This is a genomic window from Pedobacter zeae, from assembly GCF_014196715.1.
Taxonomy (GTDB): Bacteria; Bacteroidota; Bacteroidia; order Sphingobacteriales; family Sphingobacteriaceae; genus Pedobacter; species Pedobacter zeae.
On sequence record NZ_JACIEF010000002.1, the window covers coordinates 235,369 to 254,383 of the forward strand.

At 45.8% G+C, this 19,015-nt stretch carries 4 protein-coding genes; 3 read left to right on the top strand and 1 reads right to left on the bottom strand.

Annotation, left to right across the window (positions count from 1 at the left end; genetic code table 11):
* Nucleotides 1-1,811 precede the first annotated feature (1,811 nt).
* The 3 genes from GGQ60_RS07485 (at nt 1,812) to GGQ60_RS07495 (ending at nt 16,729) form a co-directional block, all read left to right on the top strand.
* The gene (locus GGQ60_RS07485) at nt 1,812-7,559 is read left to right on the top strand and encodes a LamG-like jellyroll fold domain-containing protein (RefSeq protein WP_183761807.1); all 5,748 of its coding nucleotides are present in this window, start codon (nt 1,812-1,814) and stop codon (nt 7,557-7,559) included.
* Between the two features lie 337 nt (nt 7,560-7,896).
* The gene (locus GGQ60_RS07490; RefSeq protein ID WP_183761810.1) at nt 7,897-15,300 is read left to right on the top strand and encodes a cellulose binding domain-containing protein; all 7,404 of its coding nucleotides are present in this window, start codon (nt 7,897-7,899) and stop codon (nt 15,298-15,300) included.
* Nucleotides 15,301-15,457: 157 nt separating this feature from the next.
* A complete protein-coding gene (locus GGQ60_RS07495) occupies nt 15,458-16,729 on the top strand; it encodes an alginate lyase family protein (RefSeq protein WP_183761812.1) in 1,272 nt (423 codons plus the stop codon).
* 388 nt (nt 16,730-17,117) lie between these two features.
* On the opposite strand, the gene GGQ60_RS07500 is transcribed toward GGQ60_RS07495, so the two are convergent.
* Entirely contained in the window at nt 17,118-18,815 is a 1,698-nt protein-coding gene (locus GGQ60_RS07500; RefSeq protein WP_183761815.1) for a cellulase family glycosylhydrolase, read from the bottom strand.
* Nucleotides 18,816-19,015 lie beyond the last annotated feature (200 nt).

Genomic DNA, 19,015 nt, shown 5'->3' on the forward strand with positions numbered 1-19,015 from the left:
GCTATATCCTTCCGCTGCGCTTCAGGGATGCCGCTTCGCCCGGGGCTAGGTACTTTCTATCTGCAAGGAAGCCGATACAAAGCCGACTATCGCTGATATGTACAGTAGTTTTGTTCTACAGGCCCCTGTTAAATAAACCTTATTGAAGCGGTTATACTTTTTGGTGCACAAGCAAAAATGTTTCCGCTTACCCCCTCACAAAAAGATAAAAGCGAAAAGAAGGACTGCCCGAACCGACGGGCAAGGAACCTGCTTTCCATAAAAGAAACATCATATATTGGAGCGCAGGGGCAGTAAGCATGATTAAAGTCTGTTCCCGTGCTGCGCTATATCCTTCCGCTGCGCTTCAGGGATGCCGCTTCGCCCGGGGCTAGGTACTTTCTATCTGCAAGGAAGCCGATACAAAGCCGACTATCGCAGATATGTACAGTAGTTTTGTTCTACAGGCCCCTGTTAAATAAACCTTATTGAAGCGGTTATACTTTTTGGTGCACAAACAAAAATGTTTCCGCCTACCCCTCGCAAAAAGATAGAAGCGGAAAGAAGGACTGCCCGAACCGACGGGCAAGGAACCTGCTTTCCAAAAAAGAAACATCATAATTTTGGAGCGCAGGGGTAGTTACAACAATTAGAGTCTGTTCCCGTGCTGCGCTATATCCTTGCGCTACGCTGCCGGGATGCCGCTTCGCCCGGGGCTGGAAACACAGCTACTGCAAAAAAAACAAAGTGAAAAAGAACATTTTCTTCGCTGTATAGATCTTTGCATGTTCCTGTTTAAAAAAAACGGTTTGCTGAATTAAACGTTCTTCAGGGCTAGTCTCGTTTTTAAAAAAAATCAGATAGAGAGAGTATAGAAAAGCATAGTTGTTGTCTTATTATAAATGAGCGGAATTTTCGCTTGTTCTAACCAAATAATAAAATAACTAACCAAGTCTAAACGTCTCATTATGAAAGTATTATACGATATTCGTCAGTTTTTGTGATCCCCTATTAAGAGCTTTTTTTCTCAAAAAAAAGTAAAAACAAGGGGCCCCTGTCACCTTAATAATACTGCAGCTTTAATCCTTGGTTTAAAGTTAAATAATTGATCACACACCTTTGATGGTTACCTCGGCGGGATAAGGCCCAAATTACTGGCTTTGATAATCGCTCAGCAGGTTGTCAGTCCATTATTTTTTGGTACCCTCAAGGTACTAAAACAACTTTGCAATAAAATACCTAAATGATATTGTATGCTCATCTCTACAAGGGGTGTAGCTTTGTTGAGCCATGTGGCGATAGATCCTCCAAATCAGATTTTTAAATTAGCTGGCCATTGCGGCGCCCAATAGCTGGAAACCCAATGGAATGATTTGTTTAAATCAATAGTTAACAAATATATAATGTGTGTATAATTTACGTGATGTACATTGGCCCAACCAAACTAACGTATATTATGTCATGCAGGTCTTGCTGATGGCTGATTTTAATTTGTATACTATTTTTTACAAACAGAGTATTGTCAGTTTACTAATTTGTCTATGTATTAAATAAACCTGTGTTGCCTCATCACCAACGCGCCTAATGCTAAATTTTGCTCCAATAAAATTAACAAATGGTCTCACTTAAAACGCATCATGCCCAGGTTTTGCTTGTAGCGATCATCCTAAACCACAGGAAGATGATTGGCTGTTGTACTGTTTTTGGCTCCTTTCAGCAGATACAACCGATCAGGTACTTTTTTTTAGCAAAGCACCCCTTAAAATCTTTAAGTGGTACCCCAAATTTTTTGCAATTCCCTAAATAATCAATTGATAACCTAATCATCAACTATGAAAAACAAGTACTTTTTTATCCTGCTTTCATTTATGCTGAGTGTTTGCCTCTCTGCACGATCCCAAACCTTCGTGCATCCGGGGACTCCGCTGTCGGCTTCCGATCTGAGTATCCTGAAAGCACACATTGATGCCGGGGATTACCCTTGGAAACAGGCTTATGATGTGCTGGCTGCCGATGGCAAGTCGCAGCTGACTTACACTTACCAGGCTTTTGCTACGGTAACCCGCAGTCCGGATTTAAACCTTTACCGTTGGAGAAACGATATGACGGCCGCCTTTAATATGTCGCTGATGTGGTATTTTACCGGAAACCAGGCTTATGCTGCAAAAGCCAGGGATATTTTAATCGCCTGGGCCACCACCCAAACAGAGTTTGGAGGGCAGTTGGGCAACCTAGACCTTGGGGATTATGCATATGCCTACGGAGGAGCGGCATCGATCCTCCGCGGAACCTGGAGCGGCTGGACGGCAGCGAACACTGCAGCGGTAAAAAACCTCTTTAATAATGTATACTGGCCACCATCGGGTTGTGGTGGTTATGCGCTGGGCCCCTCCAATAAAGGTAACCTGAGTTTATCCGCTGGTGTTGTAATCGCCGCATTTTCAGACGATCCTGCTAAAATGGCCCATATCCTCTACCTTTCGAGATATATCGCCTCCTGCGGGCTTAAAAATACTTTGCCTAGTGGGCAGAATGGGGAAAGTTTGAGGGACCAGGGGCATGCCCACGGTACCTGGAACAACCTGGCCTTCGTGGCCGAAGTGCTTTATAAACAGGGCATCGACATTTATTCGGAGCTGGAAGACCGGATTATGGCCAATGCCGAATATTTTGCCCGGAAAAATTTAAGTTTACCCACCCCTTACGTGCCTTATGGTACTATTGATGCCTATTATTTAAATGATGTAACTGTTCCGTGGGATATGGGAAGGTTTGGCCCAACGTTGGCTCACGGGGCCTATGTAGTCCGTAAAAACCAAAGCTCAGTTTACCTGAACAAACTGTTGAACACCATTCAAAGGCGCTTTGACCCGGTAATTACCTGGTTCTATAAGTCGGAAGACAATTCTACAGCTACTGTTCCGGCGCAAACCGAAACAGTTCCGGTTCCGACAAAAGTTGGAACGGGAGGCTTAACCTCTCTTGATATCGGAGCCACTTCACCTGCCGGGAGCAGTTCTTACACGAACAATGTGTGGACCGTAAAAGGAAGCGGTGATATGTGGACCCATGGGGCAGATGCTTTGCACTTCGTTTACAAGCAAGTGACCGGTAACTGCTCTATCATTGCGAAGGTAGAAACTACCGGGGGCGGTGCCCAGAATGCCCGGGCAGGCTTAATGCTCCGTTCTGATCTGACCCCTAATGCCGCGCAAAGGGCATGGATAGGGATAACCCCAGGTGTAAAAGCCGAGTCGTTTATGCATGGATGGTCAGAACTAAGGGGTGGTGCCTATTATGAAAAATCGTCAAGGCCCGTAACCGGTATTCCTTACTGGGTGAAAATTGAACGTGTAGGGGAGATGATTGCCACCTATTATTCTCCTGATGGGGTAAGCTGGGCGGCAGCGCATGAGGGCAGGTATACGGGCTTTACCGGCACGGCCTACATTGGCCTCGCGGTTTGTTCCAATGTTAATGGTGCTTTAAATACCGCTACTTTTAGTAATGTGAGTGTTACCGGCGGGCAGGGAGGGGTGGTTGCCGCACCCGAAGCTCCGCTTTCGGTATATGCCTACCCCGGAGATAAAAATATGCGGTTAAGGTGGTTATCTTCCTTTGGTGCAGCGAGCTATACGCTTAAACGCTCTTCTTCTCTGAACGGGACCTATTCTACCATAGCTACGGGCCTTTCCGGAAATACCTTTCTGGATCAGAACTTAAGCAACGGCCAGACCTATTATTATAAAGTTTGCGCGGTAAATACTGCGGGTACCAGTGCAGATTCGCCGGGAGATGGGGCTACTCCGGAGGCACCACCGGTTCCACAGGTATTAAGTTCAGCTGCTTTAAATGGGGTATACCGGATCATAGTTACGCATAGTAATAAGGCCGTGGAGGTTAAAAATGGATCAACAGCCGATGGTGCCTTAATCGGACAGAAGACTTATGATTATTTAAGCAACCAGCATTGGATCATCAACCCTATATCCGGTACCGATTATAAGATCATTAACCAGCGCAGTGGAAAGGCCATGGATGTGGTGTCTAATGCCACAACGGATGGTGCACTGATTGAGCAGCGTAGCTATTCGGCAAGCGATGCCGCCCAGGTATGGACGATCAAAGACCGGTTTAACGGTACCTTTAGCATTGTTGGCAAGCAAAGTGGGAAATCGCTGGAGGTTCCGGGATCAAGTACCGCTGAGGGGGGATCAATGGATATTTACAGGTGGACTGATAACTTTAACCAGATCTACAGGATAGAACCTGTTTCGGCCTCTGAAATATCTGCTGCCTACCTTAAAAAACTTGCGGACGCCATCAAGTTACGCGATACCACCCAGACGAGTACCACCAATGTACCGGGTAAATTCCCGGTAACGGCCAATGCCCAGTTAAATGACAGCATTAGCTATGTCCAGTCTCAATACAATTCACAATCAACAGTTATCCAGGTAAGTAGCTACATTACTGTATTGGATAATGCGATGAAACGGTACTTAGCCGCTAAATATTACCAGACCAATATGCTGGCTAATGGGTATTATTATCTTAAACCGCTAATCGGTGATTCATTATTGACTAAGAATGATACGAATATACCTTTATTCGATGTAGCAAGTCCTGAGCCCCAGCTACAGATCTGGAATGTTGCCAAACAGGGGAATGGCAGGTATAAAATTGCTTGCCTGAGTGCGCCGGCATCGTATAAGAACTATCTAAACGAGAACGCCCAGTTTGGTACCAATAACTATTCGGATGTCTGGAATTCGTTTAATATTTACTTTGACGGAACTTCTTATGCCGTTCAGCGTGCGCAAAACGCAGGGAACGGCTACTGGTATCAAAGTGGTAATAAAATATTAGCTGTAGGTGGCAATACGAACGATCCTATACCTTATAATTTTCCTTTCCGTTTGGTGCCGGTCGGAGTTATCCCCATAAACCTGAAAGCAGCAGCAGGCGATGGGAAAAACATCCTGGATTGGGACCCTATCCCGAACTTAACGTATACCGTAAAACGCGCAACGGCATCAGCTGGTCCTTATACTACACTCGCTACGATCAGCGCCAGCGCCAATGCCCTCAGGTATATTGATACGGTGGGTGTGAGCAACGGAACTACCTATTACTACCGGGTAGTTTCGCCAGATAGCCTGGCTTCCAGCCCGGTGGTGGCGGCCTCACCCAATGTTGGGCAGCTTATTTACCTGAAATTTAACGAAATAAGCGGTACTGCCTTTGATAGTTGGGGAGCTAAACATGCAACATTGGCCTCGTCGGCAAGCCGTGGCACCGGGAGATCCGGAAATGCGCTTAAACTGGATGGTTCGGCCAATGCCTATGCAACCTTACCCGCTGGTATTGTGAGTGGCTTAAATGATTTTACCATTTCCACCTGGGTAAAGATGGATGCACTTTCTACCTGGATGCGGGTATTTGACTTTGGTGTTGGTGCGACAACGGTTACACAATACATGCTCCTGACTGTACAGGCAGGAACTTCTACGGTAAATGGCATCACCACAAGGACCATTAGCTATAGAATTAAAAATGGGGGAGCAGATCAGATTGTCAGTTTTAACTATCCTTTGCAACTAAATGGCTGGACGCATCTTGCCGTTACCCAATCCGGAAATACGGCTAGCCTGTATATCAATGGAACTTTGGTAGCCAGCAATACCGGGATCACGATTAAACCTTCGCAGCTGACCGCTTCGGGCACGACTACCGGCACCAACTTAAATTACCTGGGTAAATCGCAGTTTGCCAATCCTATGTTCAAAGGCTCAATTGATGAGTTTAAGATTTACAGCAGGGCCTTAAGTACTGCGGAGATCGTTTCCGCATTTACCAGCCAGTCTATCACGATGAATGCCATTGCGCCTAAACTCATGGGCGATGCTGATTTTGATCCTGCAGCTACGGCAACGTCCGGGCTTCCGGTAACCTATACCAGTTCAGATACCACCGTTGCAAAAATTGTAAATAATAAAGTCCGTGTTCTGACTACCGGAACAACCGTTATTACAGCTTCGCAGACAGGGAATTCAGTTTACTGGCCTGCAACGCCGCAACCAAAAGTATTGTCGGTTGCCATTACCAATAATACCCAGCCTACCGCGGTTATAGGCAGGCCCTTTACCTATACCATTACCAATAATGCGCTAAGCGATTTTAATGTAACAGGTTTACCTGCGGGTTTAAGCCTGAATGCCTCAAACGGGATCATATCGGGTACACCAACGGAGTACGGTACCTTCCCGCTATTTATTAATGCGGTCAATGACAGTATTCCGGGAACGCAGACCATTACCTTAACGGTAGAGAAGATGGTCAGCAATGTTATTGTTGCTTCGGGAGATGCCAAAAATGTGGTGGAATGGGACGCTCTTCCGGGTTTTAGCTTTAATGTGAAACGTTCCACTACACCGGGTGGTCCTTATTCAACTTTATCAAATGTAACGACCAATAAGTTTACTGATACCGGAGTAAGTAATGGAACTACTTATTATTATGTGGTTACAGCGGTAGATAGTTTGGGTGAAGGTTCTCCCAGCGCAGCAGTAACCGCAAAACCTGCTGCCGGCCAACTTACTTACCTCAAGTTCAATGAGGCTGGCGGCACCCGCGCCATTGACAGCTGGGGGGCTACGCATGGAACATTGGCCGCAACAGCAATCCGTGCTGCCGGGCAAGAGGGAACTTCAATTAAATTAGACGGAACAAGTACTTCTTATGCCACCTTGCCTACAGGAATTGTAAAAACAGTATCTGATTTCACCGTTTCAAGTTGGGTAAGGATGGATGCATTTTCCAATTGGATGCGTGTATTTGATTTCGGCAACAGTACTGCGCAATATATGTTCCTTACCGTTCAGCAGGGAACGCCTACGGTAAATGGGGTAAAGCTATCAACCGTTCGTTATGCCGCTAAAAACGGAGGGACAGAGTTAAACGTAAGTGCCAACTTTGCCTTCCCGTTGGATACCTGGACACATCTGGCGGTTACCCAATCGGGAAATACGGCAAAGCTGTATATTAACGGTAATTTGGCAGCCACCAATACCAACCTGAACATTACACCTTCGCAGCTTACTGCTTCGGGCACTACGACGGGCACTACGCTGAACTACCTGGGTAAATCACAGTTTAATGATCCCCTTTTTAAAGGCTCAATTGATGAGTTTAAGATTTACAGCAGGGCATTAAGTGATGCTGAAATTGCTGCCGAAGGTACAACCGCTGGTTTCAGCCAATCGGGCAGTCTTTCGAGTACACAGCCCCGTTCAGGTATAATGCCGGCACAACCCCTTGCCCCAGAATCTTCAAGCAGCAATATCATCTATCCGAACCCGGTTAAGGAGCAGTCTTTCAAAGTGAGGCTCACGCCTGACCTGAGGGATCAAAACATTAAGGTAACAGTTAGGGATGTGGTGGGCAGGATCATACAGAGCGGAAGCTACCGTGCTGCAGACCGCGATTTGCAGGTGGGCCTTTCCGGAAACTACCGATTAGGTGTTTATTTCGTGTACCTGAATAACCTGACGCCGATCAGGTTGATTGTCGATAAATAAGAATTTCTGAATACAAAAGACTGTTTAACAGTCTTTTGTATTCAATTGATCTATGTGGTAAATGAACCTGGCTTGCCTCAGCACCAATGCCTGATACTAAACTATTGCTCCAATAAATTAAATGGTCTCACTTAAAACGCATCATATTCAGGCAACTGCCTGTAAGGATCCTCCTCAACGCAGCTGCGAAGATGATAGGCCCGTGCTGCTTTTGGATTCTTTTAACTGATATAACCCATCAGCTATTCTTTTTTTAGCAAAGAACCTGTTAAAAGCTTTACCTGGCATTTCAATTTTCTGCAACCCTTTAAATAATTGATAACCTAAACCATTAAATATGATGAACAAGTACTTTTTTATCCTGCTTTCATTCATTTTGAGTGTCTGCTTCTCTGCACGATCCCAAACCTTTGTGCACCCGGGGGCTCCGCTATCGGCTTCCGATCTGAGTATTCTGAAAGCACACATCAAGGCCGGGGATTATCCCTGGAAACAGGCTTATGATGTGATGGCTGCCGATGGCAAAGCTCAGTTGACCTATACTTACCAGGCTTTTGCTACGGTTACCCGTAGTCCGGATTTAAACCTTTACCGTTGGAGAAACGACATGACGGCAGCCTTTTATTTATCACTCATGTGGTATTTTACTGACAATGAGGCCTATGCTGCAAAGGCCAGGGATATTTTAATTGCCTGGGCCACCACCCAAACAGAGTTTGGAGGCCAGTTGGGTAACCTTGACCTGGGGGATTATGCGTATGCTTATGGAGGCGCGGCTTCTATTCTTCGCGGAACCTGGAGTGGCTGGACGGCGGCAAATACTACCGCCGTAAAAAACCTCTTTAATAATGTATACTGGCCAGCTTCAGGTTGCACTTTTTATGCTATAGGCCCATCCAATAAAGGTAACCTGAGTATATCTGCAGGAGCGGTGATCGCGGCATTTTCCGACGATCCTGCTAAAATGGCGCATATCGTCTACCTGTCCAGATACATTGCCTCTTGCGGGCTTAAAAATACCTTACCCAATGGCCAGAACGGAGAAAGTTTAAGGGACCAGGGACACGCCCACGGGACATTTAACAACCTGACCTTCGTGGCCGAAGTGCTCTATAAACAGGGTATCGATATTTATTCGGACCTGGAAGACCGGATCATGGCCAATGCCGAATATTTTTCCAGGAAAAATTTAAGCCTGCCAATCCCTTACGTACCTTTTGGCACTATCGATGCCTATTATTTAAATGACGTGACCACTGCATGGGATCAGGGAAGGTTTGGCCCGACTATAGCGCATGGGGCTTATGTAGTCCGTAAAAAGCAAAGTTCGGTTTACCTGAACAAACTGCTAAATAACATCCCCAGACGTTTTGACCCGGTAATTACCTGGTTCTATAAATCAGAAGACAATGCTACGGCCACCGTACCGGCTCAAACAGAAATTGTTCCTGAGCCCACAAAAGTTGGAACAGGGGGCTTAACCTCGATTGACATAGGCACGGTATCGGCTGCCGGAAGCAGTTCCTACAACAACAATGTGTGGACGGTAAAAGGAAAAGGCGATATCTGGACCCATGGAGCAGATGCTTTGCATTTTGTTTATAAGGAAGTGACCGGAAATTGTTCCCTCATTGCTAAAGTGGAATCGGTTGAGGGTACGACTTCCAGTGCTAAAGCCGGAGTAATGCTCCGTTCTGATCTGACCCCTAATGCCGCACAGAGGGCATGGATAGCGATAACTCCGGAGGTGAAAGCCGAGGCATTTATGCATGGATGGTCAGAACTAAGGGGCGGTGCTTATTATGAGAAAGCATCGAGGCCAGTAACCGCCATTCCTTATTGGGTGAAAGTTGAACGTGTAGGGGAGATGATTGCCGTTTATTATTCTCCTGATGGGGTAAGCTGGGCGGCCTCACATGAGGGCAGGTATACTGGCTTTACCGGTACAGCCTACATTGGCCTGGCGGTTTGTTCATCTGGCAATGGTGCTTTAAACACCTCTACTTTTAGTAATGTAAGTATTACCGGGGGCCAGGGAGGAGTGATTACTGCACCCCAGGCTCCGCTTTCGGTATATGCCTATCCCGGAGATAAAGAGATGCGGGTAAGGTGGCTATCCTCCTTTGGTGCAGTGAGTTATACGCTTAAGCGGTCGTCTTCTCTGAACGGGAGCTATTCTACCATTGCCACAGGCCTTTCCGGAAATACCTTTCTGGATAATAATTTATCAAACGGCCAGACTTATTATTATAAGGTTTGTGCAGTAAATACTGCGGGCACCAGTGCAGATTCGCCGGGAGATGGAGGTACTCCGGAGGCGCCACCGGTTCCGCAGGTCTTAAATTCAGATAGTTTTAATGGGGTGTACCGGATCATAGCTGTACACAGCAATAAAGCCGTGGAGGTTAAAAACGGTTCACTAGCCGAAGGAGCCTTATTGGGACAAAATGCCTATTCTTCGTCCAGTAACCAGCATTGGCGAATAACGCCTGTATCCGGTACGGATTATAAGATTGTAAACCTGCGGAGTGGAAAAGCAATGGATGTGGTGAACAATGCCGTAACCAATAATGCTCCTGTGGAGCAGCGAAGCTATTCGGCTACAGATTCAGCCCAGATATGGTCTATTAAGGACCGGGAGAACGGCACGTTCAGTATTGTTGGAAAACCAAGCCAGAAAGCATTGGAGGTAGCCAGCTCGAGTACTTTAAATGGTGCCGCAATGAACCTGAACAGGTGGCTGGATAATCCTAACCAGATTTATAGAATAGAACAGGTTACGCAATCAGACATGTCTTCCGCTTACCTTAAAACACTGGCTGAAGCGATAAAATTACGCGATACCACCCAAACCAGTACGACAGGTGAAGGCGGTAAATTTCCGGTGGCGGCCAAGGTACAGTTGAACGATAGTATCACCCATGTGCAATCCTTATATACTCCCCAATCAACGGTTTTTCAGATCAGTGACTATGTTACGATATTGGAGAATGCAATGGAACGGTATAAGTCTGCTATGTACTACTTTACGAATACCCTTGCTGACGGGAATTACTACCTTAAACCGCTTGACAGCGATTCGTTATGGACGAAGAACGAGACCAACCGGCCTTTATTTGATGTGTCGAATCCTAATCCCTTAACTCAAATGTGGAATGTGAAAAAGCAGGCGAACGGTAGGTATAAAATTATTTGCTTGAGCTCACCACTTCCGGCATTTAGCAATTACATCTATGAGGATGCCTTATTTGGCCGTAATGTTATTGCCTACAACGAGGCTTACAATTCATTTAATATTTATGGTAATGGTACCTCGTATGCGGTTCAGCGGGCACAAAGTGCCGGAAACGGGTACTGGTATAAGAGCGGTAATCAGATACTTGCTGTACTTGGAAATGATAACGATCCGGTTCCCTATACTTTTCCTTTCCGTTTTGTTCCGGTTGGAACGGTTCCGATAAACGTGACCGCTTCGGCGACTGATGGAAGAAACATCCTGGAATGGGATCCAATTGCGAATTTAACCTATACGATTAAACGTTCAACTACTCCGGGCGGGCCTTATACCGATATTGCCACAGTAAACACCACAGCGTTTACTGATACTGCTGTTGTGAATGGGACACTTTATTATTACATCGTTGCTTCGCCGGATGGTGTTGCATCCAGCCAGGAAGTTTCGGCCTCACGCAATATAGGAATGGTTTACCTGAAGTTTGACGAAAGCAGCGGAAATCGTTGTGTGAGCAGCTGGGGAACTATTTATGGCACTATGGCAGCTACAGCAACACGTGATGCAGGTAAAACAGGAAATGCCCTTAAGCTGGATGGGGCAAGCACTTCTTATGTTACATTTCCTACCGGAATTGTGAGTAAGGTAACTGATTTTACCATCTCAGCCTGGGTAAAAATGGATGCCCTTACCAACTGGATGCGTGTATTTGATTTTGGTACCGGTACTAACCAGTATATGTACCTTACCGTGCAGGGAGGAACCACTACAGCAAATGGAGTAACCTTATCAACCGTTAAATATGGGACTAAAAACGGGGGTACAGAGTTAGGCATCACTTCTCCATATGCCTTCCCGTTGAATACCTGGGTACACCTGGCGGTTACCCAATCCGGAACCACAGCCAAATTGTATATCAATGGCGTGCTGAAATCAACCAATACCGCAATTAATATTAATCCTTCACAACTTACCCCTACGGGTACTACTACCGGTACCAATTTAAACTACCTGGGCAAAGGTCAATTTAATGATCCGATGTTCAGAGGTTCAATTGATGAGTTTAAGATTTACAAGCGGGCTTTAAGTGCTTCTGAAATTGTAGAGGGTATGAAGGCTTTCCAAACCATATCCTTTAATACCATTACACCTAAACTGGTTGGTAGTGATGATTTTGATCCCGAAGCTGTTGCTTCTTCAGGTCTCCCGGTAGAATACACCAGTTCGAACCCCGCTGTTGCAACGATAGTGGATGGAAATATCCACATCATATCGGCCGGAACGGCTATCATTACAGCATCACAGGCAGGGGATGAAATGTATGGGCCGGTATCACAATCAAGAACATTGTGGGTTGGCATTACCAATAAAACCCAGCTTACTACCTTAAAAGGTAGGCCATTTAGCTATACCATTACCGATAAGCCATTAAGTAATTTTACGGCAACAGGTTTGCCTGCTGGCCTAAGTATAAATTCTACAACGGGTGTAATATCGGGTACACCTACTGAGCATGGCACCTTTTCTGTAACCATTGGCGCTCTTAAAGACACCATTGCCAATACCCAAACGATCACTTTAACGGTAAAAAATAATGTGGTAAGCAATGTTATTGTTGCTTCAGGGGATGCAAAAATTGTGCTCGAATGGGATGCTATTCAGAACTTTACCTATAACGTTAAGCGTTCAACCACATTAGGAGGTCCTTACACTGCAATGGGTAGTACAGGCACCCCTAGGTTTACTGATACCGGTGTGAGCAATGGAACTACATATTACTATGTGATTGCAGCAGTTGATAGCATAGGAGAATTGCCTCCGGGTACAGCGGTAACTGCAAAACCTGCGGCTGGCCAGCTTACTTACCTTAAATTCGATGAGGCTGGCGGCACCTGGGCCATCGACAGCTGGGGGGCTACACATGGGGCATTGGCAGCAACGGCAACCCGTGCAGCCGGGAAACCGGGTAACTCGCTCAAACTGGATGGTATGGCTACTTCTTATGTCACCTTGCCAACAGGAATTGTAAAAACAGTATCTGATTTTACCGTTTCGAGCTGGGTAAGAATGGATGCACTGTCTACCTGGATGCGTGTTTTCGATTTTGGTACAAGCACCACACAATACATGTTCCTTACCGTTCAGCAGGGAACGCCTACGGTAAATGGGGTAAAGCTATCAACCGTTCGTTATGCGATTAAAAACGGGGGTACAGAGTTAAACGTAAGTGCTAACTTCGCTTTCCCGCTGGATACCTGGACACATCTGGCGGTTACCCAATCGGGAAATACGGCAAAACTGTATATTAACGGTAATTTGGCAGCCACCAATACCAACCTGACCATTAAACCTTCGCAACTCACCGCTTCAGGTACAACCACAGGCACTACGCTGAATTACCTGGGTAAATCACAGTTCAATGATCCCCTTTTTAAAGGCTCAATAGATGAGTTTAAGATTTACAGCAGGGCATTAAGTGATGCAGAGATTGCCGAAAATTTAACAACCGCACAAACCATTACCTTTAATGCTTTGCCAGAAAAAGCGGTTACCGATACAAGCTTTAACGCTGGTGCAGTTTCCAGTTCTGGTTTGGCCATCAGTTATGCCAGTTCAGACACCACAGTGGCAACGGTTGTTAACAATATGATCCAGGTTAAAGGAGCAGGTGTTACCACCATTACGGCTAGCCAGGCAGGCAATGCAACCTATGCAGCTGCCGCACCTGTAAGCCAGGCCTTAACCGTTCATAAAGTTGCGCAAACCATCACCTTTAATGCTTTGCCAGAAAAAGCGGTTACCGATACAAGCTTTAACGCTGGTGCCGTTTCCAGTTCTGGTTTGGCCATCAGTTATGCCAGTTCAGACACCACAGTGGCAACGGTTGCCAACAACATGATCCAGGTTAAAGGAGCAGGCGTGACCACTATTACGGCCACGCAGGCAGGCAATGCAACCTACGCAACGGCCGCACCTGTAAGCCAGGCCTTAACCATTCATAAGGTTGAACAGACCATTAGTTTCGCCAGCTTACCTGCCAAAAGGATAGGAGATGCCGAGCTAACATTAAGTGCCACAACAAGCGCTAATTTACCGGTTAGCTATTCAAGTTCCGATACCACAGTTGCAAAGATCGTAAATGATAAGCTCCAGGTGCTTGGTAAGGGAACGGCCGTTATTACAGCAAAACAGGCAGGTAACGGCACTTATGCTGCTGCCATTGCAACCCAGCTGTTGAACGTGATCCCTTTTAATATCCAGGTCCAATCAATGGATGGCGATGGCGGCCAGCTGACCAATAACGTGATCAGGCCAAATTTCAGCCTGGTTAACCAGGATTCGATCGGGGTATACTACAACGAGTTAACCATGCGTTACTGGTTTACAGCAGAAAATTACGCCGGGATAAATGCCTGGGTAGACTATGCCCAGATGGGAAACAGCAACGTGAAAATGAAATATGTACAACTGCCAAATCCTGCTTCAGGAGCACTGGGTTATGTGGAATACAGTTTTGTACCAGGTGGAAAGTTAAATGCAAACAGCAACAGCGGGGTAATCCGTACCAGGTTTGCCAACCAGGATTGGTCTGATTTTTCAGAAGCAGATGATTATTCTTACCAGGCCAATACCGGCAGCTATGGCACAAATAACCGGATAACTTTATACCGCAACGGTAAATTGATATCCGGAGAAGAACCAGCCCTTGTGCCAGTTACAACCAAACTGAATGTGTTGTACCAGAATCAGAACCAGACAGCAAACACTAATACGATCAGTGCTTTTATTGCCATTAAAAACACAGGCAACAGCGCCATTGATTATAGCGATCTTACTGCGCGTTACTGGTTTAGCAAAGAAGGAACAGCCGGCTTGAATATGATGGTTGATTATGCCAAACTGGGGAATAATAAGATCAGGGGGCAGTTTACAGAGATCAGTCCTTCACTGGCCGGAGCCGATACCCACCTGGAATTATCGATCGATCAGTCGGCAGGAAAATTACATCCGTTAAGCAGTACCGGAAATATCCAGTTCCGCATCTATAAAAGCAACTGGTCGGCCTTTAACGAGTCTGACGATCATTCGTATCGGCCAAAAGCAGCAATGGATACCAACGCACACATCACCTTGTATTACAAGGGGCAACTGGTGTACGGAACAGAACCTGTTGCAGCGGGTTACGGCCAACCGGGAAATCTTTCGAGCACACAAACCCGTTCAGGAGTAATCCCGGCACAAGTCCTTGCTCCAGAGTCTTCAACCAGCAATATCATCTATCCGAACCCGGTTAAAGAGCAGTCTTTCAAAGTAAGGCTTACGCCTGATCTGAGGGATCAAAACATTAAGGTAACGGTTAGGGATGTTACAGGCAGGATAATGCAGAGCGGAAGCCACCGTGCCACAGACCGCGATCTGCAGGTAAGCCTTTCCGGAAATTACCGCTTAGGTGTTTATTTCGTGTATCTGAATAACCTGACACCGATCAGGCTGATTGTAGATAAATAAATAAGAATATCACTAAACAAAAGGTTGCTTAAGCAACCTTTTGTTTTAAATAACGTAGAAACAAATACCCTATTGGAGTTACTTTAAATACCGGCAATTATCTTCCAAGGGATACATTGCTGCTGCCAAATTAGCTTAACCAATTTATATATATCCTATGAAAACAAAAATGAATCAATTGATGCTATGCGCTTTAATCTTTTGCGGATGCAGTAAGCCGATCGCTGGAGAGGATCCCTCAAGCCTGGGCACCGGATCGCTATCCGGCAAACAAATGGCCGTTGCTGCGCTGGGCCAGGTAACCTCGGTAGTACACCCTGGAATGCTCCATTCGGCTGCTGATTTTACGCGAATGACAACCAAGGTAAATGCAGGGGCGCAGCCCTGGCTGGATGGTTGGAATAAACTGGTCGCCAACGGCCGTTCTGCAGCCACCTATGTTCCACGGCCGGTTGATACGATTGTGCGCGGACGGGCTGCAAGCGGAAGAGGGGAAAATTACATTCAGGCATGTCAGGATGCTGCAGCAGCTTATCAAAATGCTTTACGATGGAAAATTAAGGGCGATGCAGCCTGCGGCGCAAACGCTGTTGCGATTATGAATGCCTGGGCGCGTAAGTGCAAGTATATTGATGGCGATAGCAATAAACAATTAGCAGCTGGTTTGCAAGGTTACCAATGGGCCAATGCAGCAGAAATTATGCGGGGTTACAGTGGTTGGTCTGCAGCAGATTTTACGGCTTTTAAAAATTTTATGCTTAATGTATATTATCCGGTTTCGAGCGATTTTCTGAACAGGCATAACAATACTTGTGGCACCCATTACTGGCTAAACTGGGACATGTCAAACCTATGTACCGTGCTGGCCATTGGTATCCTTTGCGATGATGTGGCTAAAATTAATTATGCAATAAATTATTACCAGCATAGTGGCACTGGTACGGCCTTTATCGGACGGGTAACCACAGCAACTTATCCAAATGGTATGGACCAGGCACAGGAGGCAGGGAGAGACCAGGGGCATGCCACAATGGAGGTTCCGCTTTTCGGAACCTTTTGCCAGATGCTGTATAACCAGGGTCAGAATTTTTTCGATTATAATCCATGGAGTCATGTTAATCCACCGCTTTTGGGGGTTAGCGAATATATAGCGGCCTATAACATCAATACTACTAATACTGTTCCGTTTACCACTTACAACAATTGTGAAAATTCAAATCACACGGTTATTTCAAGTGCTGGCCGGGGGAATATCCGTCCGGGATGGGAGCTGGTATACAATTATTACGTAAAAATAAAAGGTAAGTCTGCCCAGTATACTACCCAATTTGCCGAAAAAGTAAGGCCTGAGGGTGGAGGCGGCGATTATGGTTCTACCAGTGGGAGCTACGATCAGCTCGGCTTCGGAACCTTAACTTTTTCGCGTTAAATCATATCCTAATAACAACCAAGAGGCTGTACCATATTTGTAATTTCACTTATAATCTGTTATGTTGAGTTTAACCTGTACTGAGCTTGACGAAGTATCGAAACACCTTTAAAGTATTTAGGTAAGGTCCTTCGACAGGCTACGATTGACAGGCCCCTGGAGGAATCGTCATCTCGACTGAAGCGCAGTCCCGAATATTCGGGAGAGAGTTCTATCTAGACAGAGTTAGCTTTGCTGAGCACTTCGTGGTTCTCGGCTACGTTGCACCCTGTTCGCAATGACGAAATTAAGACCCAAATTCACGTTAATAATAACAAAGGCTTCATCGCAATTGATGAAGCCTTTGTTACATCAGGTTTTCAGTAAATTTAATTGCAGGCCTTGTTTTTTAAATTTTTACAAATCCCCATTGTTGATTTCTTCCTCCGGAGTACGTCCATTGTATCGCCGCAGTTCCATTGTTTAATGAGGAACCTGTTACATCCAGGGCTTTCCCACTATTTGCATTCGTGATGCGGTAATAGCCATTGTCTGTTATCTGGATAGACCATTTTTGGTTAGCGGTGCCATTGTAATCCCACAAAACGGCTTGTCCGCCATCAGCAGTACTCCAACCGTTAATTTCCAGGCACTTCGTAGGTGCATGAACAGGCGTAAGACGGAATAATCCGCCGCCTGCATCTTCTACCTTAAATTGTTGGTTAGCACCTACACTATATAGCCATTGCTGTGCAACTGTTCCGTTTGAACTACCCCATCCGGCAGCTTCAAGGGCTTTAAAGCTATACCTGTTGTAAATCTGGTAAGTTTGCCCGGCCTGAATGCTTGAGGTGCTGGCATTTTGACCTGCCTGTACAACCGCTGCCAGGGCTTGTTGGTCAGCTGAACCAATATTTTGCCTGTCGAGGATCCTGAATGCATTGTTTCCCGAAGCCCCGTCATCAAAATAAAACGGTTTTAACCCGTATTGAACCGCCTGACGGGTTACGTGGTTGATATAATAAGCCCTGCTGGCCAGGTGTAAAGTTAAGTTATCGCCTGATAAAGTATTAGGCCTTCTGATGGCGCCATATTCTCCAAGTACAACCGGTATACCTTTATCGATATACTTTGTTTTCATCAGGGCAAATTGTGGTCCGGCATCTCCCTCTTCTCCGTAAGTTGCATTGCGCGAAGCATCAGTTGTAGAGTGGTAACCATTACCCCAATAGTAAAAAGAATTTCCCCAACTTGCGTCAGTAGCCAGACCCGCGAAATTAAATGGGGTATAGTAGTGTACTTCTACCATTAGCCGGTTGGGAGCCGTATCATTTGGTAAGGCATTCATCAGGTTGTTGGTATAGTCTATGCTGGTACTAGGCCCCTGGATTACAAGCGTGCGGTAACTATTTTTACCACCGGTAGATCGTACCGCGTTCACAAAGGTTTGGTGATAGGATAACAGTACCCCCATTCCCGTAGCGTCTGAAACTGCCGGCTCATTGGCACTGGCAAAAATAACATGTTCATCAAAATTGCGCAATTGTGTTGCAATCTGTTCCCAGAATGCTTTTTGCATGGCATTTACGTAGGGCTGTTGAGCAGTGGTACAGTTGTTTTCAAGCCATCCACCGTCCCAATGGATATTCAGGATAACATACAAACCATCATTCACGCAGTATTGGACCACATCTTTTACCCTATTAAGCCACGATTGCTGAAGCTGGGCAGTGCTGGTATTGGCCATATACTGGTTCCATGAGCAGGGAAGGCGTACCGCCGTAAAACCACTTCTTTTTACCTGGTCAATCATTGCCTGGGTGAGTGCGGGGTTACCCCAGTAGGTTTCGCCACCTATGGCTTCCAGGCTGTTACCGGCATTCCATCCCAGTGTAAATTTCGCTGCAAGCTGGGCGGCCGTACTGCCAACGCCTGATTGATCTGCCGGTTGCGGCGAAGTATTATAACTCGGATAACTGGTAGAGGTGGGCATGGTAACCGCCCGTTTTGTGGATTGAATAACTGTGGGGTTTTCAATCTTTTGTTTTTGGCAGCCTACCGCTAAAACGGACAGCATAATGCCTGTTAGGTAATTTAGTGTTCTCATATGATATGGTATTTGGTTAGTGGCTTAATAATCGATGTAACACTTTTCAATCCCGCCTTGAAACGAAATTAGAAACCCGCACCTCAATACAATGGCTCATTTGTTAAATTATATTCGACATATGTTAACTTCATGAATGTATTTTAAATAAGTCATTTGGGGTAAACAACCTCAGTGTTTAAAACCAGGATACCTTAATT

Coding starts and splice junctions, on each gene's coding strand:
- GGQ60_RS07485 (WP_183761807.1), top strand. CDS start 1,812: ATGAAAAACAAGTACTTTTTTATCCTGCTTTCATTTATGCTGAGTGTT.
- GGQ60_RS07490 (WP_183761810.1), top strand. CDS start 7,897: ATGATGAACAAGTACTTTTTTATCCTGCTTTCATTCATTTTGAGTGTC.
- GGQ60_RS07495 (WP_183761812.1), top strand. CDS start 15,458: ATGAAAACAAAAATGAATCAATTGATGCTATGCGCTTTAATCTTTTGC.
- GGQ60_RS07500 (WP_183761815.1), bottom strand. CDS start 18,815: ATGAGAACACTAAATTACCTAACAGGCATTATGCTGTCCGTTTTAGCG.